This is a genomic window from Phytobacter sp. (assembly GCF_059074235.1).
In genome coordinates, this window is the sequence record NZ_JCACPZ010000008.1 from 40042 (window position 1) to 66835 (window position 26794).

The window sequence follows — 26794 nt, forward strand, 5'->3', positions numbered from 1 at the left end:
ATAACGGAAAATATCCTACGATAAGCCGTTTGTTTAATCAGGCATAACAGGCCACTATAAGCGAAGAGCGGAAGTTCGCATTTGTCATAACCGCAGGGAGGTAGGACTAACATTGGCGTGTAATAATCAACCGGGAGCAGGTCATGGGAAGTCAACAGTCACCATAAGCCCACCTTCTGCAGACGTATTGAGGCTTACGCTGCTGTTGTGTTGCTGCGCAACCGCTTTGACGATTGCAAGGCCCAGGCCACTCCCGCTTTGCATCTGACTGGGATCGCGAAAAAATCGATCAAACACGCGCTCCCTCAGTTCAACGGGAATACCGGGGCCGGCATCAGAGACACGTAGCTGCGCGGATTCATCTCTTAATCGGACTTCTACCTCAACCCGCCCCCCCTCAGGGCTGTACTTCACGGCATTTTCAATTAAGTTATCGATAAGTGACATCAGGCGCTCACTAACACCTGTCATCCAGATTTCACCATCAGAGTAAAACTCAAGCTCAATCCTGCGCTCAGCGGCGAGCGGTGCTAACGTAGCCATACGCTCTTGTATGAGCGTCGTCAGCGGCACGCGCTCCATAACCACGTCAATGCGCGCTTCGCTGTGCATCAGCAGCAGCAATTGATTGACCAGACGAGCCGCACGGCTATTGCTGCGAATAATCCCTGCCAACAACGCATGTTGCCTTTCGCTGCTGACATAGGACTGCAACGCTTCAACATTGATACGCATCGCAGCCAGGGGAGTACGCAGCTCGTGAGCAGCATCGGCAATAAAAACCCGTTCCCTTTCCGTGCTTTCTCGCACCCTGGCAAGAAAGACATTGATTGCATCTACCATCTGGCGAAGTTCCCTGTGCGTTGGCACTTCTTTTAATGGAGAAAGATCTTCTAACGTTCGTAAGGAAACTTCATTGACCACTTTGTTCCAGGGACGCATTGCAATGCGGATTGATAACCACGCAGGAAACAGAAGAAAAGGAATGCATACCAGCAGCGGTAAGATGTAGTAGCCGCGCGAGTTCAGGTAAAAAAAGAAATTCCACCCTGCGGCAGGGGTGACAAGAGTGACCTCCACGTCGGGGTTTTCTGACTTCAGTGTACGACTGGTCCAGGTGCGCCCTTCACGCTGAATACGCTGAATTTCCCCAAACCGGGTATTTATGACCCCTATCGGAGCACCAGCAGATGAATAAATGAGCGCTTTATTCTTGCGAACAATCAGGCTGATTGCCAGTTCGGGATCTTCACCTCCGCCATAACCTTCCCGCAACGCCTTGCTGAACGCGTCCAGAACGGCGGTTCGCTCCTGCGGACGCTTGTCCATACTCTGAACCAGGGTAAAAACGGCGTCGTAAGTCTTACTGCCCGTGAGTATTGAAGGGCTACGTAAGTCCTCCCACAAAACGAAGGTCAGAAAAAGACACCAAAGCAGTGTAAGCAGTAGCATCTGGGCGACCATAATCCGCCGGACGAGCGTTGGGATCGTCAGTTGTCGCCACAAATCACGCATCAACCTTCCCCTTTCTGGATCGGGACGGTATCAATGACATATCCTACCCCCCTCACCGTTCGCACATAGCCTTCGCCAATTTTGCGACGCACATTCCCCATATGAACATCGAGAGCGTTGCTCATATTTTCTTTTGAGCCGAATACCCTTTCTTCAAGAAACCTCCGTGTCAGCACGCGATCGGTGCGCAACATTAAAATTTCAAGCAGTGCGTATTCACTTGCCGTCAATTCAACATGACGTTCACTCACTGTCACGCGGCGGGTCGGCACATGAAGCGTTAACCCCCTAATTTCTATCACTTCATTTTCAAAACCGTAACTGCGACGGGCTAGTGCTCTCACCCTGGCCAACAACTCAGCAAGAGCAAATGGTTTGACGAGATAGTCGTCCGCACCGGCATCCAGCCCGCACAGGCGATCCTGCAGAGTGCCTCGCGCAGTCAGAATGATGACGGGGATCCCTCTGAGCTGCCGACGCATGTACGCCATCAGGCCCATGCCGTCACCGTCAGGCAGTCCGAGGTCAAGCAGCACAAATTCTGGCTCGCAGGCATCGATTTGATGCAGCGCATCCTCTTTGCGGCGAACCCATATGACATCAAATCCTTGATCTGCAAGGGCAATACGTACACCGTTGCCGAGATCCAGGTCATCTTCGATTAGGAGAATTTTCACAATAGTTACTGTATCAACAGTGAATGAAGATCGTCTGAAGAAAAGCGGTATCAGGGAATCTATCAGGTTTGCAGCATCGGTACTTACTTCAGCGTTTCTTCATTTTTGGCTCATGAGAACTTTAGGGTAAGCATTCAAACTGAGCATTCTGGCATGTAACAAGCGCATGTCTCGTAATCAGTTGAATCCACAAGGACTTCTTTAATGAGAAACATAAACCTGCACCATAAGTCCCCCTGTTCACTCTCGGGCCGCAGCCTGAAAACAATGTTGCCGGGCTTTTTCCTGGCGTTGCTGGTCACCCCGGTACTGGCGGCGGAGCAGAAACAGAGCAACGAATTGACCCTGGGAGGAGGCGTGGATGTTGCACCACGCTATTCTGGTTCCGGTAACAGTCGCATCACCACTGCTCTGGTACTGGATTACGCTATGACAAATGGTTTCTTCCTCAGCTCTACGCGCGGTCTCGGTTACGGCAACGACATCGGCAAGCTTAATTACAGCACTGCGCTGAGCTACCGCGCAGGTCGTAAGGACCGTGATGTGGACAGTGACTCGATAAGCGGCGGCAGCGACGACTTGCACGGTATGGGCGATGTCAAAGGCTCGGCTATCGGTGTGCCGGCCCTGGGGTACGCATTCACCGACTGGCTTAATGTACAATTGCAGGCTGAGGTGCCTATCTCTGAGCGTGACAATGGTACAGCCTTGCATTTCGGCATAGTCAGCCCGCTCTATAAATCAACGAATAATTCCGTGACGATGGCGTTAACCGGCAGTTGGGGGACGAGCAGGTATATGCAGACTTACTATGGGGTAAGTGCATCACAGTCGGCCGCGACAGGGTTTACGCAATATGATGCAGGCTCCGGGATTTATGCCTGGTCAACGAATATTGACTGGACGTACAAAATGAATCAGGACTGGAGTGTGATTGCCGAAGCCGGCTTTACGCAGTTGAGGGGGGATGCACGTAATAGCCCTATTGTTCAGCGAAAAACATCGCCCACTGGAAGCCTGAAGGTGGCATATAGCTTCTGATTGTTGTTCGGCGTGTGCTTCCCGGCAGCGTCTCGCTATTTACAGTCAATAAATACGCATTCTTTCCGCCCCGATTCTGATGACGGGCATGACTCAACTCGCCAACTGGCCCCGACGATGATCCTGTTACTTAAAGTATCAGCCCCTTCTCAGGGTCCCCATAACAATACGATTAACTGAATAAACTCTGATTAGCTCCCGGTTGATTAACTCAGGCCGATGTCAGTAATAGGCTCCGAAGCGGACAGTCTGGACATTTATCAGTTCGATAATGAGTAAAAAGCGAAAGTTCGATCTGAAAGAGGACAGAATCGTTGTTGTAGATGGTGAAGGGGGTCAAAGCAACAAGAGGGAACACTCCTTCTGAAGAATGTCAGGGCATTACAGTGAAGTCACTATTGTGAATTTAATTACACTATAGTGAAATTGCGTACATTCACTTTGTATGTAGATACACTTGGTAATGACCACGTTAAGGTAGAAAAAATGTTAAAAATCAGAAAGTCTTATCCCTCCGAAGCATCAGAAATTATACAAATCTGGAAAAATTCTGTGGATGCTACTCACGATTTTCTGACAACACATGACCGCCAAGAAATCGAAAAGGAAGTGGTCGGTTTTTTTTCAGAAACCCCTGTATGGGTTGCAACTCATCAGGAAGATCGCCCACTGGGATTTATGTTTTTACATGATGGACATCTGGAAGCGCTTTTCGTCGATGCGTCTGCTCGCGGACTTGGGGTTGGAAAACAATTGATATCACATGCGCTGGCTCTTCACCCTGATTTAAGCGTCGATGTAAATGAACAAAACCGGCAGGCTGTAGGGTTCTATCAACATATGGGCTTTAAAGTTACAGGACGTTCCGAGCTGGATAATCAGGGAAGACCGTACCCCCTATTACACCTAAGCAAAGCGAATGGAATCTAGTCGTGATAACCTTCCCGGCCCAGCCACTTTAATGCTTGTGCTACGCAAGACCATGTCCACTTAAATGAATCTCTCTGGCAAAAGGGCACTGGACATAAACAATACGCTTCCCCCACCTTTTGATTCACATTTCCCTACAAAAAAGTTAAATCCAGGAATCCAGCCCTGTTGCAGAGCGTATGGGCGATCCGCTATTTTGACCCGAAATAATATCCACCGGAGCCGTAGCTTTGCCCTTATTTTGCTGACTCTGCGAAATAAAGGTGTTCCACACGGAGGTGGAGATGAAAGTGGTTATGGCGCACGTTCTGAGTACCCTCTTAATTTTGTGTTCATGGCCTTTACAGGCCGGTATTCAGCTTGACAGCACACGGATTATCTACCCGGCAGGCAAGCGTGAAGTCACCCTCGGCCTGACCAACCACTCTCCTACACCCCGCCTTATTCAGGCCTGGGTTGATGCAGACGAGGATAACCCCGCAGCCGTTCCTTTTATCGTTATGCCCCCCATCTTTCGACTTGATGCCCATAAAGGTCAGTCACTGCGCATCATCTATTCTGGCGACGCACTCGCACAGGATCGTGAATCCGTCTTCTGGATTAATGTGCTGGAAGTACGACCTAAACGTGCGAATGCGAGTAACGAAGCTAATGCGGTTAAAGTATCTATTCGTTCACGCTTGAAACTTTTTTACCGGCCAGAGGGGTTACCTGGTTCGCCGGAGAAAGCCGTCAGCCTCCTGCACTGGCGTATTGTGCTAGATGGCAGTGGTTACGCTATTGAGTGTAAAAACCCAGGCGCTTATAACGTCTCGTTTAATGATGTTGGGCTGAAAGGTGTATCAGAGAAGGAAAATAAAAAACAGAACGGGATGTGCCCGGCGATGGGAAATCATAGGTTCAGGATTACAGGTAATACGAAAAGTACGGATGGTCAGCTTATGTTGACTGTGATTGATGATTTTGGCGGCTATCACTACAGCGAAGCTAATTATCAACACTGGCATAAGTAATCTTTATCAGAAAATTTATCAGGATGATATGGACATGGAATTCAAAAGAAATTATTCATTCGCTTTCATATTAGCTTTAGTGCTTGTCAGTTTACAGAGTCAAGCCACAGATTGCACCGCAACAACGCAGACATTTAGTAAATCCTTCTCTCCATCCAGTATTTCTGTTGGGCGAAACACTACCGTAGGTACAGTCATCAGTAGCCTTACCAATGTTACTGGAGGTAATGCAGAGATAAATTGCACACCAGGCAAAAAATGGATGATGCTACGTTACGGAAATGCAATGACCATGGACAGTGGAGCTGGTATAGCAGCAGGAACATATAAAACGAACATTAATGGCATAGGTATAGTAGTTAAAGAAACGATGGCAGGAACAAATAACTTCATACTCAGCAGTGAATTACAACAATGGTATTCACTCCCAGGCATAAGTGGGGCGCATTATATAACCGGATTGGATATATCCCTTGTTGTTACCGACCAGGTTAGCCCCGGAACGATAGTATTCCCTGACAATTTCATTGAATCCTGGGCTGGTCTCTCGACAACTAATATAAACGATGCCGCCAGATATAATGTTATTAACCTAAATAACATCGTAATTAAAGTTAAAGCTTGCGAAACCCCAAACATTAAAGTCGATCTTGAAAAACACAATACTGCCGAATTCTTGGGCATTAATTCTACCAGCGCTGCAAAACAGTTCAATTTTGAAATAAAAAATTGCGACCCTGAGCTTAATTCGGTGAGTTATACCTTTAAACCCGCAGCCGGTATCACACTTGAAAATAATGGAACGGTTAATCAGTACCTCACCCTGAGCAGTGACTCTGATGCAACTGGTGTGGGTGTTCAGGTACTTTATGACGACGGTACTATCGTGCCCTTTAACAGCAAAATAAAATATACCGGATACCAATCTGCAGTGGGTGGCAACTACATGATTCCCATGAAAGCGCGCTATATCAAAACTGCCAGCACCATGACCGGCGGCATGGCGAATTCTGCGGTCGAATTCACCATGACGTATGAGTAGCATTTAGTGCGGTACCTCCCCCGTCCCTCTCCCCCCTGGGAGAGGATGAAATCGCTTCACCACCCTTGATGAAAATGATGCACCGGGACAATGCCGTATGACCTCCAGACTGTCCACATTTAACGAATAGCGCCTCGCAGCCCAGTGCCAATAATGCTCCACCTTGTTCGTGCATCTTGCGTTCGTTGCTCAATTTATATTGGGGCCCCGGAGCGAACCTACACAAATAATTGTGAGAGATTTTTTAGTGTCTATATCATGTAACGAGCACATTACGAAAGGATAATGCTTCGCCCCTGCAACGTGAACAGGGACGTGCATAATCAGAAGGTTTCCCAATTATTTCCATTACTAACCGCAGGTTGATGCTGAGGTACTTTGGGGGATTTAGTCATTGGCTGCTGTACCGGCTTTGACGATTTATATACCTGACCTCCAAGGTCAAAAACAGCAATAATTTTCGATAAATGCTGAGCTTCCGTCTCGAGAGCTTCCGCACTGGTGGATGCTTCCTGGACCAGTACGGCATTCTGTTGTGTTACTCCATCCATTTCATTCATGGCTAAACCAATCTGCGCTATTCCGCGGCTTTGCTCGTCAGAGGCTATAGATATTTCCCCCATCAATTCATTCACATGTGTTACTGAGCTGATAATTGTATCCATGGCTTTTCCTGCGTCAGTTACAAGCTCTGAGCCTGCCTGTACGCGTGCAACAGATTCACTGATCAAAGCTTCTATCTCTTTTGCAGCCTGCGCACTGCGCTGTGCCAGAGAACGGACTTCACTGGCGACCACGGCAAATCCTCGTCCCTGCTCACCTGCACGGGCCGCTTCAACAGCCGCATTGAGTGCCAGAATGTTTGTCTGAAATGAGATACTGTTAATCACACCTGTAATATCGGCAATTTTCCGCGAACTCTCAGAAATACTTTCCATGGTATTCACGACATTACCGGTCAGCTCTCCGCCTTTTCTCGCCATCTTCTGGGTTTCATCAGAGAGAATTCTGGCCTGCTGGACATTGTCTGCGTTATTTTTTACCGTCGAGGTCAGTTCCTCCATACTGGCGGATGTTTCCTGCAACGCTGCTGCTTGCTGGTCGGTCCGTGCAGACAGTTGTTCATTACCCTCACGGATACGTCCGGTATTACTATACAGACTGGTCGATGTCTCCTGGATAGCAGATACAGTCTCGCAAAGGCTGTTCTGCATGCTCCTGATATAGGGAATTAACTGACCTGCGCAATTGCGTCCGAAATCCTTTATCTCAACATTCAGTTTGCCATCAGTTAATGTTTCCAGGTGTTTTTTAATGTAGTTGAGTGGTGTCGTGAGAAAAATGACTAAGTAACGGTCGGTAAAGATGAGTGTAAAAATACCCGCCACTAATGCGCTGAGTAAAATAATTCTGTTTTTGCTGATAGCCTGGCTGGTGTTATCCAACATTGCATTAGACTGAATTGCAGTAGTATATTTCTCGGCTGTTTCACCAAACTTTACGCTCAATTTAGGATAAACATTACGAAATAGATTTCGAAACTCCGTCACATCATTGTTTCTGGCTGCTCTTAGCATAGGGGTAATGGTTGCGAGTAATTCCTGCCAGTCGTTAATCATCGTTTCATTCAGTTGTGGACTCACATCAATATGTTGCGCATTGCGAAATTGTTCAAGCATATCCTGACTGATTTTCAGTGCTTTTTCTGAATTTGCAAATGTTTTGGCCGCATCATCGACTTTCCCATCCTGCTGGTAATCCATGGCACGTAACATACGTGTCACGGCGCGAAAATACTGGTCATTACCTTTAACAAGCAGGGCATAGGTGGCTTTCTGCTGTGTACTGTTATCAAGCAGGACCTGCATCTCTGAGAAGTTTTTAAGAGTCAAACCGGTGGCAACACCCCATATTAAGGTAAAAATAGTAAGGATGATCAATAACATTTTTCTTATAGAAATATTTCTCAAAATCTTCATGACTGGCTCCTGGCTCAAAATGATAATAAATATTCTTTCTATAAATTTCTAAATATAATATTACCGATGTATGAACTGTAAAAATGAACGTATTAGTGACAGTGGTGTATGCGTTAACCACATTTCTACATTGCAATAAATGGTCCTATGCGAAAAAGACCAAGGTGAAAGAATTCGCTCTACTCACTAAATATCGGCATACGATGAAGTAACCTTAGTCAGGTAACTCCACATTATGATGCTGGTCACAATAGTAGTTTATAGGTTCATCAATAAAACATCATATGTGTGATCAAATCAGCATCCGGGTTAAACCTTATCTATAAAAAAATGACGACACGATGTATGAGAAATGATCATTCATTTCATCTCTGAAAATCAGTTCATGCGCAACCGTCCTTATCATTTACGTCTGCGATCAAGTGATATCCTGGATATCATACTTTACACTCGCAATGTGCGTTTAGATGACAGTGATGATCCAAGGTATAAACCTTAAAAAAAACCGGGAGATTCGACATCACAATCCCCGGCCAAGGTAAATACATTCTGATGTACTGCTTTTGTTACCACTAAATAATGCTCATAATTTTTATTTTCATCAAGATGGATTTTTATTTTATGTCTAACATTTGATGCGCATCATATGCAACATTAATATTTCTTAAGGTTAGAGGAACCGGTTGATATAAAAGTATGCGTTTTTAAATTCTTTGTTAATAGTTAACTTGCTAAGTTATTTGAGGATTACCGCTTAAGATATTGCTAACCATTTTATGATTATGACAATACGCATCTTGCAAAGCAAAACGCTATGAGACGTATTCGCATACATACTTAGTTTCATGACAAGACAAGTGTAAAAATAATGGATGTATTATCAGCACAATCCATTACTCATTTTACACTTAGATTTCGTTGGTGATTTTATTTCTGTAATTGAAGATACTAAATAAAACATGACCACATAATATCCAGAGGAAACCATGTCGTTTGAAAATGAATATATTTTTACGTTACAGCCAGTGTCCTGTAATGAATATTTCAAATAAAGACTGTTTCCTACATTACAGGGACGTATATTCTGGGATTTGTGATGTATAGATCCAGCCCCTGTGACCTTTTCAGGAACTGGATCTACCTTGATGGATCAGAACCGCTTACGAACCTGCAGGCTCACGGTCTGGCCCTGGTACTGTTCACCGAGCTGCACGTTGTAACGTGCGGTCACACTGAGCGTGTCCGAATTCAGCACCGTCGCCCCCAGAGAAAGATCGGCGGTGTCTTCAACAGGCGAAGCACCATAGGTTGTGAAGCTGGTTTCACCAACCGTATCCGCAGTGTAGCTTGCAGAAGTGGAACTGCGCTGCGGATTATACTGATGGGTCCACATGGCCTGCACGTAAGGAACGACATCACCCATACCGGTCTGGAATGATTTCTCCAGTTTCGCGCCCAGGCCACTACGCAGCGCATTATTGTGGCTGCTCTCCACTGAAAGCGCTGAACCGTTGCCGCTACTTTCTTTGTAACTATCAAGCGTCTGATAGCTGTAGCTCAGGTTGGCCAGCGGCGTCAGCGTGGTGGTGTCTGCCACGGCCAGCGGATAGCCGAACTCCGCTTTAGTGACATACTGCTGACCGTTAAACTTGCCCCGGGCTGAATCGGAGTATCCGGTCATATCCACCTTACGCGTCGTGTCGTAACGTTGCTGAGTGACGCTTGCGGAAAGGTTTACGTACCACGGCTCACCGGTGTAACTGGCATAACCAATCAGACCGTAGGAATCGACCCCCGTCTTGTTACCGGAAAGATTATCTTCGCCATGGATCGAGGTGTAACTGTACGTCAGTGCAGCACCGGCCTGCCAGGCGTCGCTGAGAGCCCGATCAACACCGAGCACCAGTCCGCTGTAATTCGCTTTATAACCACTGACATCATCGACCATGCCCTGGTTAGCATGTCCGCCAAACACCTGCCCCCATGCTGCCCAGTCGGTAGGATCATCACCGGTTGCCACTCCGCTCGTGCCCTGTCTCTGCGCCAGACGCACTGCATCCACGCGCTGACCAACCACACCGACAGCGTCAAAGGTCGCCACTGAGGCCACATTGCTGGCGCTGCTGTTCTGTACCGGGGAGAGCTGTTCACCCGCTTTGTTTGCTTCACGGGTGGAGTCAATGGCCAGTGAGGCGTTGTAGAGATCGAGCAGCCCCGGGGCAATGCCGGAGTACTGTTTCAACCCGTTCAGCGACGATATCGCATTGCCCGTCGTCGCAAAGCCCGGGGTGACCGGGGTGTCTCCCCCTCCAGGCGTACCCGGATCTGACGCCTTGTTAGCCAGCGAAACCACCAGACTGCTTGTGTTGCCACTGTTAACTACGGAGCCACTGGTCACGCCATCATAGGCGGATGTCAGGTAATTTAACGTGCTGGCATTGTAATTCGTGCCATTTTGGGCGGCGGTGATGACCACATAGCGCTGGCCCGCGGCAAAACGGTAGGTATTGAGCGACCTGAGCGCAACCGTTGAACCGCTGTCGATGGTCGCGGCACCACTGACAATCAAACGTCCATAGCCGGTATCGGTCGAGATGCCATTGCTCACTGCGGCATCGCCCACACCCACTACCAGTGCTCCAGATGCGCCCTGGGCGTATTTACCCGTGATGCTGAGGATGTTATTGACCTGTAACGTCGCGCCTGAGTTGTTCGCGGTATAGTTACCGGTGTAGATATTGTCGTTGAGCAGCAGATTGCCGGAAGCGAAATACACATCGGCACTGGTGCTGTAGATATTTCCGATATCGGCGCTGCCGGTGCCACCGCTGACGCCAGTCAGGGTACCGAAGGTCGCATCGCTGCTGCCGTTGATGACAAAGCTCCTGACTGAACCATTGTAGACTGTGCCGGCTATCAGGCCGCTATTGGTAATGGCCCCGATGGTTCCGGTGCCTGCATTATAAAGCGCATAACCGCTGCTGGAGAGAGTACCGCTGTTGACCAGAGAGCTGATGGTGCCGGCATTGCCCACACCCCCCTGAGCGCCGCTGATGGTCCCGGAGTTATTAAGGCTACCGATAGTCCCGTTGGTACTGGTACCCACCGCGACGCCCGTCGTCCCCACAATCAGGCCAGCATTGGTCAGCGTGTTGACGGTGATCGTACCAGAGGGGGTCAGATTGCCTATCAGCACCCCATCCCCGCCTGTAATAACGCCTGTGCTGGTATTTTGCAGAGAGAGGAGCTGGCTGCCATTATCAGAGTGGATGCCATACGTCGAGCCAGAAATAGAGCCGCTGTTGGATAAGTTGGTGATAGCACCCGAGTTGTAAATGCCCTTTGTGGTTCCGGCAATAGAACCCGCATTGACCAGAGTGCCCACACTTCCAGCATTACTGATACCCACGCCGCCGGAGATAATATTGTTATTATTGAGTGACGTGATAACGCTATTGTTCTGAATCCCCGCAATTGAACCGGAAATCGTTCCTCCGACATTATTGCTCAGCGATACAAGGGTTCCGTTATTACTGAGCCCGATGGTATCACTGATGATCCTGGCGTTATTCTGGACAATAAGAGCGTTAGCCGTGTTATCGACACCCGCGGCAGATGTCCCACTAATCAACCCATTATTAACTAGTGTTCCCGCTGCAGATGCCGCCGTTAAGGGCACGACACCTGTTGAAGTGAGTGTTCCGGCATTAGTCAGTGTAAGATTCCCACCCGACCAGGTAACACAATCTGTAACAGAGCCAACCACTGTTGAATTAGTACTTAGAGCGATACATGCAGAATAAGCTTCGGCGGATGATAACAAAGCAAGTGCAGACCCTATTGAAAGGCCGAGCACTTTGCGCCTGTCTATCGCAGTGGGATTTGTAATATTTTTTGACATTTCTCAACCCGCATTAACATTATTTATAAGAATTAACTTATAGCATTATATAAACAGCGCTGTTAGCGGTTTGTTGTGCCAAATCGAAAAATATTAACATAGTGTAACCAGCCTTAATCTTTACTTATCGGCAGTAAAAATCTCTTCTTCAGCAGAAGGTTCAGTAAATCGAACGCTTCAGGTATTAATGAAAACAATTCCATAATACTTTCAAATAGATAGCGGTATTTTGCAATATCCCTGTCCACTCACCTGGCGCAGGCCACCGAAAAGTCGCATTCAGGGGGACCGGGCCAGGCACGCCAGAGTGCGACACTTGTTGTTAGCCTGGGCAGCACGACCGGACTACCACCACTGATGAAAATGGTGCACCGGGCCAATGCCGTGTCCGACTTCCAGACTGTTCGCCTGCACGAGCGCGGCACTCAACCAGGTTTTGGCGGCATCCACCGTTGCATTCCAGTTTTGATGCCGTGGTCGCAGTGCCGCCAGCGCCGCCGACAGGGTACAGCCCGTGCCGTGGGTATTTTTGGTCAGCACGCGAGGGGCGGTGAAACGGGTCGCACCGTCGCCAGTAAACAGCCAGTCCGGGCTTTCGGCGTCGTCCAGATGCCCACCTTTAATGAGGACCGCCTCGCACCCCAGTGCCAGTAATGCTCTACCCTGTTCGTGCATCTCGCGTTCGTTGCTCGCATGAGACGTTTCCAGCAATGCAGCGGCCTCAGGCAGATTTGGGGTAATTAGCGAAACCTGCGGCAACAGGAGGTCACGCAGCGCCACCACAGCAGAGCGGGATAAAAGCGGATCGCCACTTTTTGCCAGCATCACCGTGTCCAGTACCACGTTTAGTACCTGATAACGCCGCAGGCGCTCCGCGACCACTTCAACAATATCAGTCTCCGCCAGCATACCGATTTTGGTGGTGTCGATGCGCACATCACTGAACACGGAATCAAGTTGGGCCGCAACAAAGTCAGGCTCAATACGATAAACAGACTGCACGCCGCGCGTGTTTTGTGCCACCAGCGCAGTGATCACCGAACAGCCGTAGGCTTCGAGTGCTGAGAAAGTTTTAAGATCTGCCTGAATCCCGGCCCCGCCGCTGGGATCGGTGCCAGCAATGGTCAAAGCATTAATCCGTTTCATATGAGCCCCTCCCCACTCAGGGTATAGAGCGCATCAAGAAACGCCGTCACAAAGCTGCCCGGTCCACTACAGTGGTTCATAGCCAGACTCCCAGCCTGTGCCACAAAGGCACAGCCCGCCGCCACGTTATAAAGCCGATCTCCCGGCAGCGCGCAACAAGCTGCAACCACCGCAGACAACGCGCACCCGGTACCCACTACACGGGTCATTAGCGGGTCACCGCCGATCACCATCAGGGTGCGCAGGCCATCGGTGATGTAATCTACTTCACCCGTTACGGCTACAATCGCACCGGACTGGCGAGCCAGAGCTTCGGCAGCGGGTAAGGCTGCGCTGGCGGTGTCTGTTGTATCTACCCCGCGCCCACCGGTACTCATGCCTGCCAGCGCAAGAATTTCCGAGGCATTACCTCGGATCGCAGCAGGCTGAAGTGCCAGTACATCACGGCAAAATTGGGTTCGAAACGTCAACGCGCCCACTGCAACGGGATCCAGCGTCCAGGGCGTGCTGGCTTCGCGCGCGCTATGAATGGCGGCCTGCATTGCCTGCGCCCGTTCACGGGTCAACGTACCGACGTTTATCAGTAAGGCATCGGCAATGGTGGAAAACTGCTGCGCTTCTTCCCGCTCAATCACCATTGCCGGAGACGCGCCCAGCGCCAGTAGCACGTTAGCGGTAAAGGTCTGCACAACGTCGTTCGTCATACAGTGAACGAGGGGTGAGCGGGTTCGAAACTGGTGAAGGATTTGCGCGACGTGAGCGCGGTGTAGCAGGTCAGGTTGCATGGTTTGCTCCTGCCAGGCTGAAAGAAGGGATGCCTGGCGGGCATCTGACTTCCCTACGCTGGCATTATCCAGATCAGGTGGTACGGGTATTTCTCAGCCTTCACAAAGAAGGGCACCCCGAGTCAAATTACTGAAGCTTCAGTAAGACAGGCAGCGTAGAGGAAGCGCCAGGCTAAAGCAAGCATCCTGGCGCCTCCCCTACCGTTTCCAGAGAATAGTGGAACGACTTAGCCGTTGTCAGAAAAAGCCTTTAATAAAGTCATCAATAAGTCTAAATATTGCAATCCTGGAAAACTAAAATGTTTCTTAGCATGCAAATTATTAACACTTATCTTCATCATCAAAACTCATACGAGTGTCTTTTATACTATTTTTTATTGAAAATAAAATTTAATAGAACCAAAAAATATATTTATGTTTAATCTGAAACGATCCAAAAAAATCATCTAAAATTAGAGTAAAATCATGCTTTACAGATTGTTACCATCAAAAACATTGTTCCCAACACCCCTTCCCCTTAAAGACTTTTTAATCACTTATTTAAGATATTAAAATCATTTCCATTTTTTAACAGCCTTTTCATTGTGTGACACAATTCAAAAAGCTTGCCTTAGACTTAAAGCCTGACTATCATCCCCCCCATAGACAAAAAGACTTAACTAAGTCTTTTTATGGGAAATGATAATTTCCTGGAGTAATGGAAGTGATCGATTTGTCTAACATCATCTCACTTTGGTGGGACGTCAGGAGGCCCTTCTTTGGCCCCTCCATTTTGCTTACATCGGCGCGAATAGAAATTATTCATCTCCCCTCATTTTTATGAAGCGGGATGACAACGTAAACAAAAGCAGCACATTATGAATAGGTTTAATAAATGAAAAAGTTCCCCCTATTGTTCGCTTTCCTACTGGCTGGTTGCTACGCCAACCCGAATGAATCTGCTCAATTAAAAGGTCATGAAAAACATATTCCGGTATCAGAACCGTCGTTGTCCAGGCAGGTAAAAAATAACGAAAATGCTGATGATATAAATGCCCGTTTCCAGGGTGAACATTTTCGCCTCGAAGCCATCAAACTCCAGGGTCGCGACGGCAATCCATTCATTGTTTCGGTGGGTAAAGGATATACAAAAGCCTTAGTTAAAGACGAACCAGCAAAAATTGTGAAAAAAAATCCTAACTGGTACGAGATAACTACGAAAGAATACATTATCGGTATCTATCTTGATGATAATGGTTTTATGAGCGCATCGTGGAATCGCCATCATGGCAGAGATCATGGTGATTTCGTGATAATTAAAGATGCGGAATAATTCCTGATGCTTAGCAATTAGCACTCCGGGGCAACTATTAATCCCATAGAGTGATGATTGGGTGGTGATGACATTTACACCCGACAATTATTTTCGTTCTAAGACACGAACTATCTTTTTCTTTCAATCCTGAATCAAGACGGAAACTCATTCATTTTTTAAATTAGACCTTTAATGAACAGAGTGGAAATTTACTATCAATTCCGTTCTTCACTTATTTTTATTAATGAAGAGATTTAAAATGAAGTTTGCAAAATCTATTATCGCCATAGCGATAGCTGTCGCCTCTATGAATACAATGGCAGATCAATTCGATGCTGCTAACGCTGAGTTAAGCAATGCCCTCAGCGATCGTGCTCTTAATTTTAACGATGGCACAAATCAACGTGTTAATAATTCTTATGCACGTGCAAAGGCAGCGGCTAATGAGGCAACCGGACAAGCTAGCGCTTCGGCGGTAAATAGCAATACTTCAGCCTCCGGTAATCAAGTCATAACGCATGCTGACACCCCCACTTCTGGCCTGTCAGCAATAGAGCAACGGTATCACGATGCTGCTTATTCATTGGGAAGCGGTGTTGTCGGCACGATGGCTGAAATGGGGATGAATGTGCAGGGTGCCAGCAATGCGCAAGCCGCTGCCGACGAACGCAGCAGAGCAATGATCGATGCTTATATGAAGTCAGTAGCGTCAAACCAGAAAACGCCTGTTGCTCACTCGACACCGACAACCACGGCGACGCCGACAATGACTCAGCAAGCCACACCCGTCGCGCACCCGACAACAACGGCGACGCCGTCAATGACTCAACAGGCTACGCCGGTTGCGCACCCGACAACAACGGCAACGCCGACAATGACTCAGCAAGCCACACCCGTCGCGCACCCGACAACGATGACGACGCCGACAATGACTCAGCAAGCCACACCCGTCGCGCACCCGACAACAACGGCGACGCCGACAATGACTCAGCAGGCCACACCCGTCGCGCACCCGACAACAACGGCGACGCCGTCAATGACTCAGCAGGCCACACCTGTCGCGCAACCGACAACAGTGATGACCTCGGTGGCTCCTGCTATTACCGGAACATCCTACCGCGCCGCCATCACGACGATGCAGGCCGTATCGCTCAGTGTGACCGCCCCACCAAACCCGACGACCAATAGCACGGTCAACACCAGTGTTGCCACTCTTCCAGGCAATACGCCTGTAAATGCAGTTATCAACGGCGTAAGCATCAATACGACAGCCGCCGAAGTCTCGGCGATTAATCCGTCGGCGCAGGTCGCCGTGCCCTTCTCTTCAGCTTTTGTCACATCAGTGAAGAAGAATAAAGGGGGAATCGATCGTGGCCGCTATAACAACTCAGAACACGGTACGGGAAAAGGTGGAGACAACGCGCATTCACATGCCTTCGGTGGTCACGGATATGGTCATGATAATACCAAATCAGAAGGTTTCGGCGGTGGTGCACATTTCCACTAATTAACGGGTGAGCCTCTTCAGGGAGGCTACATCGTGAAGAGCATTAATAAGTAATGCTCTTTGAGGTGTACGTAAAACACCACCGTATGATGGACCTGATTATTGAACGCATAACCTGGTGTTTTGTTCAAGCCTCTTTCTCGTGACAGAGGTTTTTTAGAAAGCACCTACACATAATTTAAAACACAAAGGTAATTCAATGGAATTCACTGTATTCATCATTGTATTCATCTCCGTCGTATATGGCTACGTTAAGCTGAGTAATTTTAACAGTAAAGCCCTCCTGGTGGAGTTAGAAAAAGCATACGGCATCGATACCGGCAACCTTATAACCTTTAATAATTATCTTTCTGAAAAATGCAGCGACCGTCTGCTGGCCAACTGGATTGCTGATGTGGTCGGTATTCTGGTCATGCTCTCTTTTATCGTGCTTTTAGTTGTGGATGCGTTAACGGTCTATTTTATTAACACAACCACCAACAACGAATTTATTTTTTACGTTGCAGGTGTAGTAAATATACTTTGGTTGATTTTTGTCGCCATGATGGTTAATCCATTATGTAAATTATTATGCAACCAGTATTTTGGGGCATCCAGATTGATTCGCAATACGCTGGAGTCAGCACCATAATATTATTCATAGCCGTTTAGTTTTTCATTATTGATTGATCTCAGATAAAACTACCCTGTGTCACATCAAAGTCCGCCTTAAAGACATCATTTTACGCGCTGATAGTACTGTAATCACTGCAAGCCACAATGTCGCTATTAGACAGCACATACGCCCGGGCCAGCCGCCCGGAGCCACTGACTGATACTGCCGCCGCGTTCGCTCCCACAAACACAGATTCACCCGGTAAGAGAGGCTGACAGTTTGCCCCGCTTTGCACGGTGAGTTCACCTTCAAGGCAGAGCAATATGGCCACGCTGCCTGCCGGGAGTGATGTTTCGCTGTCATCCAGTGTATAAATTGAAAAAGCAAAATCGTCGACCGGCACCGGGAAGTGGCTGGCTGCCCCCTCCAGAACGGGCACGGTCAGCAACTGCGACGCCGGTTTTGCGCTAAACGCAACGTTTGCAACCAGCTCCGGGATGTCGATGTATTTTTCGGTAAGTCCAGCGCGCAACACGTTGTCGGAATTGGCCATCACCTCCAGCGCAACGCCATTCAGGTAGGCATGCGGCGTTTTGGCAAACAGGAACATTGCCTGCCCTGGTGACAGCTTCACCACGTTCAACAACAGGGGCGAAAACAGGCCGCAATCCTCCGGGTAGAGCTGTGCTATTCGGCGGATCGTCTCCCAGGGTTCGCCCCGACGGGTTTCAAGCTCGCGTGTCAATGCCGCCAGAGCATACGCTTTTTCTTCGCCCTGCATCGCCAGCAACGCACTGAACAACAGCCGCAACGGCTGTTCATTCGGCTGAGCAACAAACTCAGCAATGGCCGGATGGGCATCAGCCAGAGGTTCCAGCAGCAGAGCGATGTCAGTAAATTCACGAAACCCGTTCATGGCCTCAAAGTCAGTTAGGGCGTAAACCAGCTCCGGCTTATGGTTTGCATCTTTGTAATTACGCGTCGGGTCGGTGAGCGAAATCCCCTGCGCATTCTCTTTCGCAAATCCCGCCACGGCGGCCTGCTTGTTCGGATGGACCTGAACAGAGAGCGGCTGACCGGCGCAGAGCACTTTGAACAGGAATGGCAGTTCTCCAAACCGCGCTGCCACCTCCTCACCCAGCAAAACCGTATTGTCTTTCGCAATCAGGTCATGCAATGAGCACACCTGCCCGCCTGCTTGTTCAATGGCGGAGCTGCTCTTCGGATGTGCGCCCATCCACAGCTCGGCCATCGGCAACTGCTGAGGATTGGGGGTGCCGTAAAGTGCAGTGAGCGCCGTTTTGCTGCCCCAGGCGTAATGCTGCACCGTGTTGATCAGTTTGTGCATGGTTCCCTCCGTTATCTCACATTCGCTCTTACCGCCAGCCAGGCCGCGCCGCGCATACCACTGCTGTCACCGTGCCGGGCCTTCACCACCGGCGTGCGGAAACTGTCGGTAAATACCAGCGGGGCAATCTCGTCTGCTATCCCTTCCAGCAGGATTGGCTCATTCGACAGCCCCCCGCCAATCACAATCACGTGAGGGTCGATGACGTTGACCACCGTCGCCAACAGTCGCGCCAGTTGGTTGCGAAAGCGGGCGACCTGTTCAGCAGCGAGTACCTGGCCCTCTTTCGCCAGTCGCAGGATCTCCGGTGCGGTTCGCGTTTCTCCGCTGAGATGGACGTAGCGTTCGGCAATACCGGTGCCGGAAACAAAAGATTCGGTGCAGTTCTGTTTGCCGCAGTAACAGGTCACCGGGGGGCCATCCTGCTCCGGCTGGTAACCCGGTAGCGTGATATGCCCGCACTCGGCAGCATTACCCCATGCGCCGGAAAAAGGCTGTTTCGCGATGGCGATCCCACCACCACACCCGGTGCCCAGCGTCACACCGAACACCACGGTGTGCCCCTGCCCTGCGCCATCACAGGCTTCCGACAACGCAAAACAGTTGGCGTCGTTCTCAATAATCACCGTGGTACCAAGGTGATTCTCAAGGTCAGATTTAAGATCCCGGCCATTAAGCACCAGGATATTGGAATTCTTGATTTTGCCATTAATGGGCGACACGCCACCCGGCAGGGCAATGCCGATAGCAAACGGCTCATGAATCTCTTTTTTTATATCGCTAATAAAACCGCCCAGCCCGGAAATAAAAGCTTCGTAGCTCTCTTTCACCGTCTCCTGGCGATAACGACCGAATTCTTCTCCAGCGTCATTAATGACAACAGCGGCCATTTTGGTTCCGCCAATATCCAGCCCGAGATATAACATAATGCCTCCCTGAAAATAAAAAAGAGTCTGCTCGTTATGGCCATGCGTGAATAACGGCAAAGAGGGAGCCCTGCACTATTAATGCAGCAAGCAGACTCAACAACGACAGGTAATATCAGAAGTGATATTTAAATCTTACGCGCGCACCATAACGGTCTTTATCATCATGCGATTCATCAATACTGATTCGTGACCAGTACGCACCGAGATAAACATCAAAATTATCCATATCCATCACATTGCGAATACGATAAGAGCTGTGAACGGTATGAATATTGTACTTGCCTAAAATAAAGTCACTGGCGTTCGTCACATCAATGTTATTAACATTGAAGGCTTTGACATCATTTTTGGCATAGATATAGCCGAGTTCAAAATCATGCCAGAGGGCGTTGGCCCCGGCGCTAAAATCTTTCTCATCCGTCGCATCCATATAGGCGGTGCTCAGGTTCAGTACCACGCCGTCATCCGGGTTAGATTTTTGCCCGTTCCAGGTCAGGGTGGCACCGTAGCCATTACGCTTTGACTGATCGACAAACTTCCCGTCAGTGGAGGTGTAACCATAGGCGTTATTCACCACGTTGCTTTCCATGGCAATTGCGGCGGTTACATCGTCCACGTTGAGGGCAATAACCGGACGCAAGTAGATAACGTTTTTCTTATTTTCCAGTGAATTACCGTGGTAATCGCTGTCCTGGAACAGCTTTGTCCCGTCACGTGCGGAGGTGTTCAGCTCGAAGTAGAACGGCCCGCTGTTCTTACTTAACTGGATAGCCCCGCCGGAGCTACGACCACGCCCTTCTTTCATCATGTAGATGTAGCCAAACCCATCGTCATAAAGATCGTTGGCGGTATTCCCGGAATACTCGATGTAGGTATCCTGGTTCAGCGGGAACATATCGAAGGCTTCGTAACGGCCGATTTTCACCTTCCAGTCTTTTTCCTGACCGAAGAAGAAAGCGGCATCATCGAGGTTCATTGAACCGGACAAGTCAGCCAGCGGCTGGACGGTAAAACCGGCAAAACGGTTATTTCCAGAAGTGCGGTAACCGTCCAGGCCAATTAAAATACGGCCATTCACGTCCCAGCGTTCTGAATCCCCGGCTTTCCAGTCTTTTCCGGTGCTGGTTTTTAATGACGTTAATTGTCCGGTGCGGCTTGCGCCGTCAACGTTAAATTCCACATCACCATAAAGCTTGAGACTGCCTTGTGGTGTATCGAAATTCATACCAGAAAAAGCAGGGGCAGAAAGCGCAAATAAGGCACAGAGGTAAGTTCTGTATTTCATCATCAACTCCTTTGTTATTGTAGAGATAAACCACACTGATTAATGGCAATACGTTCCTGAGTGCGCATCAGAATAATGCGCACCTGTTTTATAAATTTTGTTATTTAGCTATGCTTTATAAAAAGTATTTTTGCGATAGCGCTATAAATTCACCATAGGTTGAACACTGACTTAAATTATCAATGACGTCGTCATCAAGAATATTGGTCAGGTAGTCGTAAATCAGCATACTGTCGACGAAGGCATCCTCACTGATCGCCAGCATAAAGACCAGTTTCACTGTTTTGCCCGGATCCCATTCAATGCCTTCCGGGAAGATTGCCACGGTGACCATGGTGCTTAAAGCCACCAGCCCTAACGGGTGAGGAATGGCGATTTTGTCATCCAGCAGCGTCGAGGCCCGGGTTTCGCGTTCGAGTACAGAGCCTAAATAGTGCTCGTCGACCCGCCCCTGCACCTGCAATTTTCCCGACAAACACTGGATAAGGGATTCCTTGGTGTGAGCAGTACTGTCAAAAACAAAAAAGTGGTCCGCCGAGAAATAGTTGACCATTGCCGCCGGAGGGGCGCTTTCTGCGGTCAAAAAGTATTTCATGTTTTCCAGTTGCCATCTTTCCGGTAGCGGCGGCAGATTAATCACTCGCTTGTTTTTCTCTTCAATGCTCACCAGGCTAATGACGATGCTCTCTTCCACGCTGCTCATCGCTTTATACTGCTCAACAGAGATGCACTGGCTGATGGCAATATTCGGGTACATTCTGACAATTTTCTGGCACACGATACGTGTCGATGCGCCCCCTTCAGAACTCACCACCAGTGCGGTCAACGAGTGGCCTTCGTCGGTCAGGTGAGTCTCTTCCAGAATGGCCCCGATGTGCATCACCAGATAGCCAATTTCGTCATCACTCAGCGTGCCAGAGAAGAAATGCTCCAGCTCGCTGAAGGCGGCCAGCGTCATTTCGTACATCAGCGGATAATGGCGCTTAATCTGTTCAATCAGCGGGTTGATGATGGTGATGCCGTTGTTCACGCGGATACGCATCGCTTTAATGTGGTTGAGCAGATTCTTGCGTGACAGATCGTCATAGCGCACATCGCAGAACCACGCCGCGCTGACGTAGCTCAGAAAATGGTTCATCACCGCCCGTTCTGCGTCGTACTGCTCTTTTTCCAGCGCGCACTCACCCGGCATGGAGCAAAACGCAGCCAGGTTCATCGCCATATAATCCCTTTCACTTTGCGGCACGCTGTTTACCGCATCACCCAGCAACATGAGCAGAATGTCGCCTGCCACGCTTTTAAGGGCGGGATCGCAGGCATCAAATTCATAATCCAGTAACCAGCTTCCCCGGCGAATACGCTCACAGGTAATACCGCAAATCAGGGTGAAAAAGCGCAGATTGACGTCGCTGACCACCAGCCCGTGGTTAACGAAGTAGTGGCTCAATGACTGTTTGATGTCCGCCATTTTCACCGTTGCGTCGAAAATTTCCTGATACTCCTCTTCGGCCTCTTTCGAACGCAGAAGATGATCATACATGCAGCGACGCAGCGCCATTTCGCTACCGGAGAGACGAAACTTATCAGCCCCTTCCGAGGCAATATTCAGGTCATACAGCGCGAAGTGACGCTTGAGCAGCGTGATGTCGTTACGCAGGCTGTAGATGCTGATAAACCAGGTCGACTCCAGCTCTTCCAGAGACACATCGGCATCCTGGCGTAACAACGCTGCCAGCAGCGCACGGCGACGTTCCGCCGTCGAACGGGTCTCTTTCCACGGGCGCTGCGACTGTTCCAGCAACGTCTTGTGGCCCGTCGGGTTATCGACCTGAATCGAAAATCCTTTCTTACGATCGTGAATGAGACTGTTACCAAAACCGGCAATGATATCGTTTAGCTCTTTCAAATCGCTGCGGATAGTGCGCGTGGAGACGTTCATCTCCTTCGCGAGCGTGGCTTGCGTCACGTTACCCTGGGCAATCTGGGTGAAAATATCTCTGACACGCTTGTTGGTAAACAGTCTCATTTTTCTCTCTTTATTCTATTTCTACGTACAGTGTCTGGACATCATTCGGTTTGAGCATAGCCCGTGCCTGTGCCGGGGTTTTCTCATCGAGCAGCACATAGCGAGCGCGTTCCAGAGCCGGAAGCGCGGCTTCACTTTCCAGATTCGGGTTATAGAAGCGGCAAATCAGCCCCTCCCCCTCTTCCGCGCATTTCACCACACTGACCAGGGCATCCTGCGGGCCGTCCGGTAACGCCAGCAGGCTGTACTCCTGCGGGTAGGTGCGCGCTTCATCGCTCAGGCAGAAACGCAGACGCCCGTTGAGGAAGTCGCTGTCCTGGTAAACCGGGAACGTGGTCAGGAACGCTTTTGACACCCTGGCATGCTGCGCCTCATCAAACGCGCCGCTGTGCATACGCCAGCCAAAGTTAAAGGACAGTGGCCCCAGAAGCTGGGCGTCAGGCGTCGCGACAACCGATTCACCTGATGCGCGCCCCGGGCGATAGAGCAGATTCTCTTTGCCCATGTAACCGAATGAGCGGAACAGAGTAACGGAAATGTTATCGAAATTGTCACCGACGATTTCATATTCACGCACCCCATTGGTGTGGAAGGTGAAACCGTGCGTATCGTCATGCAGGTTGACGTAGCTTTGCATCGGTTCGATGGAGATCGGTTTCTCGTGCCAGTTCTCCTCTTCCCACACTCGCAGAGCGTTACTTAACTGCACCGGGCGGGCCACCACGCCAAACAACTGATCCGCATAAGAAACATTAGCCAGAATGTCGGTGGCAAAGTGCACGCAGAGACGGTGGCTGAGCACCTGGTTATCCACGTCAACAGCAAAGCGAATCATGTCGTCCTGTTGCAGGGTGATGCGTGCCGTCACTTTCATTGCGGCAGTCACACGGCCCTGAGCGCGCTCTTCCAGATTACCCGGCACCTGCATCACATACTCTAGCCGCAATGACTGGTTCAGTTCGTTGCTCTCGCGGCTGAATGAGGTCAGGCAGTCTTCAGAGGTGACAATCAGATCGCCACGCGGCGGCGAGTAGTTGTAGGAGTCGCCATCATCGCCGTTCTCCACCAGCAGCATCTGGCGCTCGTAGCGTTTGCCTGTTGCTTTCTGGGTAATGGACACCAGGCCGTTCTCATCCACCTCTACCCGGTAATGGGCGTTTTCAATCATCCGGGCATTGTCAGTAACTGACTCACTGGCCCCATCAGCGGCAAAATCCAGATGCCAGCGGGTGTAGCCGAGCGCCGGCAGATCGCTGCTGTTAACGGTCACTTTGCTGCGATACACCCTCTCTGGCTTGTGGTAAGGCTTGCCAGGGTTAAGGCGAATGGTCTGGTTCAGCACGTAGCTGGTCAGGTCGGTCTGCTCTTCAATCACATACGGCAGCGCCTTGCCCGTGGCATCACGCAGGGTGAACGGAATACCCGGCAGCCAGGCCTCAAAGGTGACCTGCGGTGCCGACGTGTTGGTCAGCGGGTTGAACACCGTGAAGGTGTAGTCGTGCTCACGTGGCGTGCGAATTGCAATTAAGCGGGTGTGCAACTCCAGCAAGTTGACGGCCAGATCCCGCGCCTGCTTATAGCGGAAGAAAATGTCCTGGTTAGTGTCATCGCTGTTGCAGCCACCGATGCTGTCATGCGCAGCGTTGTAGAACATCAGTTTCCAGATGTCCCCTACCACGCGTGACGGATATTCATTTCCGAGGCTGCGACTGATAGCCAGCACCGGCTCCAGGGTATTGACCAACAGCGCTTCAATCTCGTTGTTCAGCAGCTTAAGGTCAGCACGGCAGGAGAAGATGGTCTTGTGGACGCGTGAGTGCTTCCCTTCGGTCAACTCGCCCTGCAACACGCGCACGTCTCCGGCAGCCTCTTTCTCCAGCGCTTCCAGGAACGCCAGCGGGCTGCTTATCTGGTAATGACGCTCGTCATCGCAGGCGTTGAACTGCTCCACCAGTTCCGGCAGGTTTTCACGTACCGGCGCCTGATCAAAGCCGTGCGGATAAAGCAGGTTCGCCCGATTGCTGCGCGCTTCAATAGGAGCCATCTTCTCTTTCAGGAACGCTGACAGTGTTTCTGGCGTTTCATCCAGCAGGCCGCCGTAGTGGTAACCCCACGGCATCTGGACGGCAAAAAGCTGGTCGCCGTTGTCGCCCTGCCAGACAAATTCCGTCTCACGCAGGGTGTTGTCGGCAATTCCTCGCCAGAACAGCGCATGGTTAATACCAAACTGCTTGTAGATCTGCGGCATGTTGCCGCCCTGACCAAAGCAGTCCGGAACATAACCGAGCGCCATGCTGTTTCCGGCGTCAGTGGCGACATTAATTCCGTACCACAGGTTACGAATGACCGACTCCTGATGAATAACCAGTTGGTCAGTTTGGGTATACCACGGGCCAGTCAGCAGGCGTTTTTCCGCAATTAATTTGAATAATGCCTCTTTGTCTTCCGGCGCCCACTGCAAATAACTCTCAATTAAAGCACTTTGCGCATCCAGCAGGTAACAGGGGAAATCATCGTTATTCTCCAGTATACGAATCACGTTTTTAATGTGATTAAAAAGATAAATACGTGAGCGCGATGATGTGAAATACCATTCCTGATCCCAGTGAGTATGACTGTAAATATGGACAACTTTATTTTTCATACAATTCTCCCATTACGCAAAGTGCGACAATTAATCAAATTTTATTTCTATCTCTTCACCAGCCGTATTTTTACTGGCTTTCACACCCGGCTCTTCATCATTAAAATTCACCAGCATATTGGCTCCGAAGGCAATGACCGCCGTCCCCACCAGTGCGCCGATAAAATAGGCCCACGGATTGCCCACGGTGAAGCCGCCGTATAACCCACCCAGCGGTGGCATAATCGGATACGCTTTCAGTAAAGCTACGGTGACTGCGCCCAGTGTTCCCGCCAGAACGTTCAGCGGAATTAATCGCGCCGGGTTACGAAGAGTAAAGGGAATCGCCCCTTCGGAGATGCCGAGAATACCCATAATAATGGAACCATTACCGGCCTCTTTCAGCGTCTGATTAAAGTTATGTGGACGTAGGAAACGCGCAGCGGCATAACCCAATGGCGGAATAATAATAGCGACGTTGACCAGAATAGCGGGCAGATAAACACCGCTCAGAAACAGCACATTCGCCGTACCCCAGGCCGCTTTATTGACCGGACCACCGAGGTCAAAACAGATCATGCCGCCGAGAACGGCCGCCAGTACCACGGTGCTGGTGCCATCTTCGGTCATCCGCTGAACCCAGGCCATTAGAGAGATGTTAAGCCAGCTCAGGACATCGCCGAGCAGCAGCAACATCACCAGTACCTGCAGACCAACGGTGATAAACGGCAGAATAATCAGCGGAACGGAGCTTGCCGCCGAACCGGTAATGCGGATTTTGCGGGACACCCATTCTGAGGAATAACCCGCCAACAGGCCGCCCAGCACCGCGCCGAGGAAGCCGGAACCGGTCAACGAAGCAATCAACCCCGCCGTAAAACCAGAAGCCAGTCCTTTTTTACCGGCCACCGAGTAGGCAACGTAAGCACCGAGAACATAGTTCATCAGGCCGATAATTTTGAAACCAATATCTTGTGTGAGGTACAGCCAGTTTTCGAGGCCATCGCTTTTGGCAAAGGCATCAAGATTAGATTCACCCATCGCCAGACCAATAATCTTGGCCACTGCTACCATCAGGGAACCGGCAATAATGACGGGCAGAGCAAAGGAAATACCCGTCATAAGGTGATTCTTTATTTCTATCATTATTTTTTTCAT

19 protein-coding genes and 1 riboswitch are annotated in these 26794 nt (G+C 49.7%); of the genes, 7 read left to right on the forward strand and 12 right to left on the reverse strand.

From position 1 onward, the window contains the following. Positions 1-141: 141 nt before the first annotated feature. Entirely contained in the window at positions 142-1515 is a 1374-nt protein-coding gene (locus AC5JPW_RS18120; protein ID WP_494242520.1) for a sensor histidine kinase, read from the reverse strand. Next, a complete protein-coding gene (locus AC5JPW_RS18125; RefSeq protein WP_494242521.1) occupies positions 1515-2192 on the reverse strand; it encodes a response regulator in 678 nt (225 codons plus the stop codon). The genes AC5JPW_RS18120 and AC5JPW_RS18125 overlap by 1 nt, the downstream gene beginning before the upstream one ends. A gap of 204 nt (positions 2193-2396) precedes the next feature. Between AC5JPW_RS18125 and AC5JPW_RS18130 the strand changes: the two genes are divergently transcribed. From AC5JPW_RS18130 to AC5JPW_RS18145, 4 genes are all read left to right on the forward strand, one after another. Beyond that, entirely contained in the window at positions 2397-3233 is an 837-nt protein-coding gene (locus AC5JPW_RS18130; RefSeq protein ID WP_494242522.1) for a MipA/OmpV family protein, read from the forward strand. A gap of 486 nt (positions 3234-3719) precedes the next feature. After that, the gene (locus tag AC5JPW_RS18135; RefSeq protein WP_494242523.1) at positions 3720-4163 is read left to right on the forward strand and encodes an acetyltransferase; all 444 of its coding nucleotides are present in this window, start codon (positions 3720-3722) and stop codon (positions 4161-4163) included. 284 nt (positions 4164-4447) lie between these two features. After that, entirely contained in the window at positions 4448-5176 is a 729-nt protein-coding gene (locus tag AC5JPW_RS18140) for a fimbrial biogenesis chaperone (RefSeq protein ID WP_494242524.1), read from the forward strand. Positions 5177-5210: 34 nt separating this feature from the next. Then, positions 5211-6218, forward strand: coding sequence for a fimbrial protein (locus AC5JPW_RS18145; protein ID WP_494242525.1), 1008 nt, complete (start codon positions 5211-5213; stop codon positions 6216-6218). 323 nt (positions 6219-6541) lie between these two features. Here the strand turns inward: AC5JPW_RS18145 and AC5JPW_RS18150 are convergent, their stop codons facing one another. The 4 genes from AC5JPW_RS18150 to thiM form a co-directional block, all read right to left on the reverse strand. Next, the gene (locus tag AC5JPW_RS18150) at positions 6542-8197 is read right to left on the reverse strand and encodes a methyl-accepting chemotaxis protein (protein WP_494242526.1); all 1656 of its coding nucleotides are present in this window, start codon (positions 8195-8197) and stop codon (positions 6542-6544) included. Positions 8198-9347: 1150 nt separating this feature from the next. After that, a complete protein-coding gene (locus AC5JPW_RS18155) occupies positions 9348-11876 on the reverse strand; it encodes an autotransporter outer membrane beta-barrel domain-containing protein (RefSeq protein ID WP_494242527.1) in 2529 nt (842 codons plus the stop codon). 567 nt (positions 11877-12443) lie between these two features. After that, positions 12444-13244, reverse strand: coding sequence for a bifunctional hydroxymethylpyrimidine kinase/phosphomethylpyrimidine kinase (gene thiD / locus AC5JPW_RS18160; RefSeq protein ID WP_494242528.1), 801 nt, complete (start codon positions 13242-13244; stop codon positions 12444-12446). Beyond that, positions 13241-14029, reverse strand: coding sequence for a hydroxyethylthiazole kinase (gene thiM / locus AC5JPW_RS18165; protein ID WP_494242529.1), 789 nt, complete (start codon positions 14027-14029; stop codon positions 13241-13243). The genes thiD and thiM overlap by 4 nt, the downstream gene beginning before the upstream one ends. Before the next feature lie 33 nt (positions 14030-14062). Continuing rightward, positions 14063-14159: riboswitch (TPP riboswitch) on the reverse strand. A gap of 744 nt (positions 14160-14903) precedes the next feature. On the opposite strand from thiM, the gene AC5JPW_RS18170 reads away from it, so the two are divergent. The 3 genes from AC5JPW_RS18170 (at position 14904) to AC5JPW_RS18180 (ending at position 17461) form a co-directional block, all read left to right on the forward strand. Further along, the gene (locus AC5JPW_RS18170) at positions 14904-15341 is read left to right on the forward strand and encodes a hypothetical protein (protein ID WP_494242530.1); all 438 of its coding nucleotides are present in this window, start codon (positions 14904-14906) and stop codon (positions 15339-15341) included. Between the two features lie 241 nt (positions 15342-15582). Then, the gene (locus AC5JPW_RS18175) at positions 15583-16830 is read left to right on the forward strand and encodes a hypothetical protein (protein ID WP_494242531.1); all 1248 of its coding nucleotides are present in this window, start codon (positions 15583-15585) and stop codon (positions 16828-16830) included. Positions 16831-17029: 199 nt separating this feature from the next. Then, entirely contained in the window at positions 17030-17461 is a 432-nt protein-coding gene (locus tag AC5JPW_RS18180) for a hypothetical protein (protein ID WP_494242532.1), read from the forward strand. 91 nt (positions 17462-17552) lie between these two features. On the opposite strand, the gene manA is transcribed toward AC5JPW_RS18180, so the two are convergent. From manA to AC5JPW_RS18210, 6 genes are all read right to left on the reverse strand, one after another. Beyond that, complete coding sequence (gene manA / locus AC5JPW_RS18185; protein WP_494242533.1) at positions 17553-18773, reverse strand: mannose-6-phosphate isomerase; 1221 nt, start codon at positions 18771-18773, stop codon at positions 17553-17555. A gap of 11 nt (positions 18774-18784) precedes the next feature. After that, a complete protein-coding gene (locus AC5JPW_RS18190) occupies positions 18785-19699 on the reverse strand; it encodes an ROK family protein (protein ID WP_494242534.1) in 915 nt (304 codons plus the stop codon). Between the two features lie 115 nt (positions 19700-19814). After that, positions 19815-20987: a carbohydrate porin gene (locus tag AC5JPW_RS18195; protein ID WP_494243853.1), complete on the reverse strand. Its 1173-nt coding sequence runs from the start codon at positions 20985-20987 to the stop codon at positions 19815-19817. A 115-nt stretch (positions 20988-21102) separates the two neighbouring features. Further along, the gene (locus AC5JPW_RS18200) at positions 21103-23013 is read right to left on the reverse strand and encodes a BglG family transcription antiterminator (RefSeq protein ID WP_494242535.1); all 1911 of its coding nucleotides are present in this window, start codon (positions 23011-23013) and stop codon (positions 21103-21105) included. A gap of 10 nt (positions 23014-23023) precedes the next feature. After that, entirely contained in the window at positions 23024-25657 is a 2634-nt protein-coding gene (mngB, locus tag AC5JPW_RS18205) for a mannosylglycerate hydrolase (protein ID WP_494242536.1), read from the reverse strand. 30 nt (positions 25658-25687) lie between these two features. Further along, positions 25688-26794: a PTS fructose transporter subunit IIC gene (locus AC5JPW_RS18210; protein ID WP_494242537.1), complete on the reverse strand. Its 1107-nt coding sequence runs from the start codon at positions 26792-26794 to the stop codon at positions 25688-25690.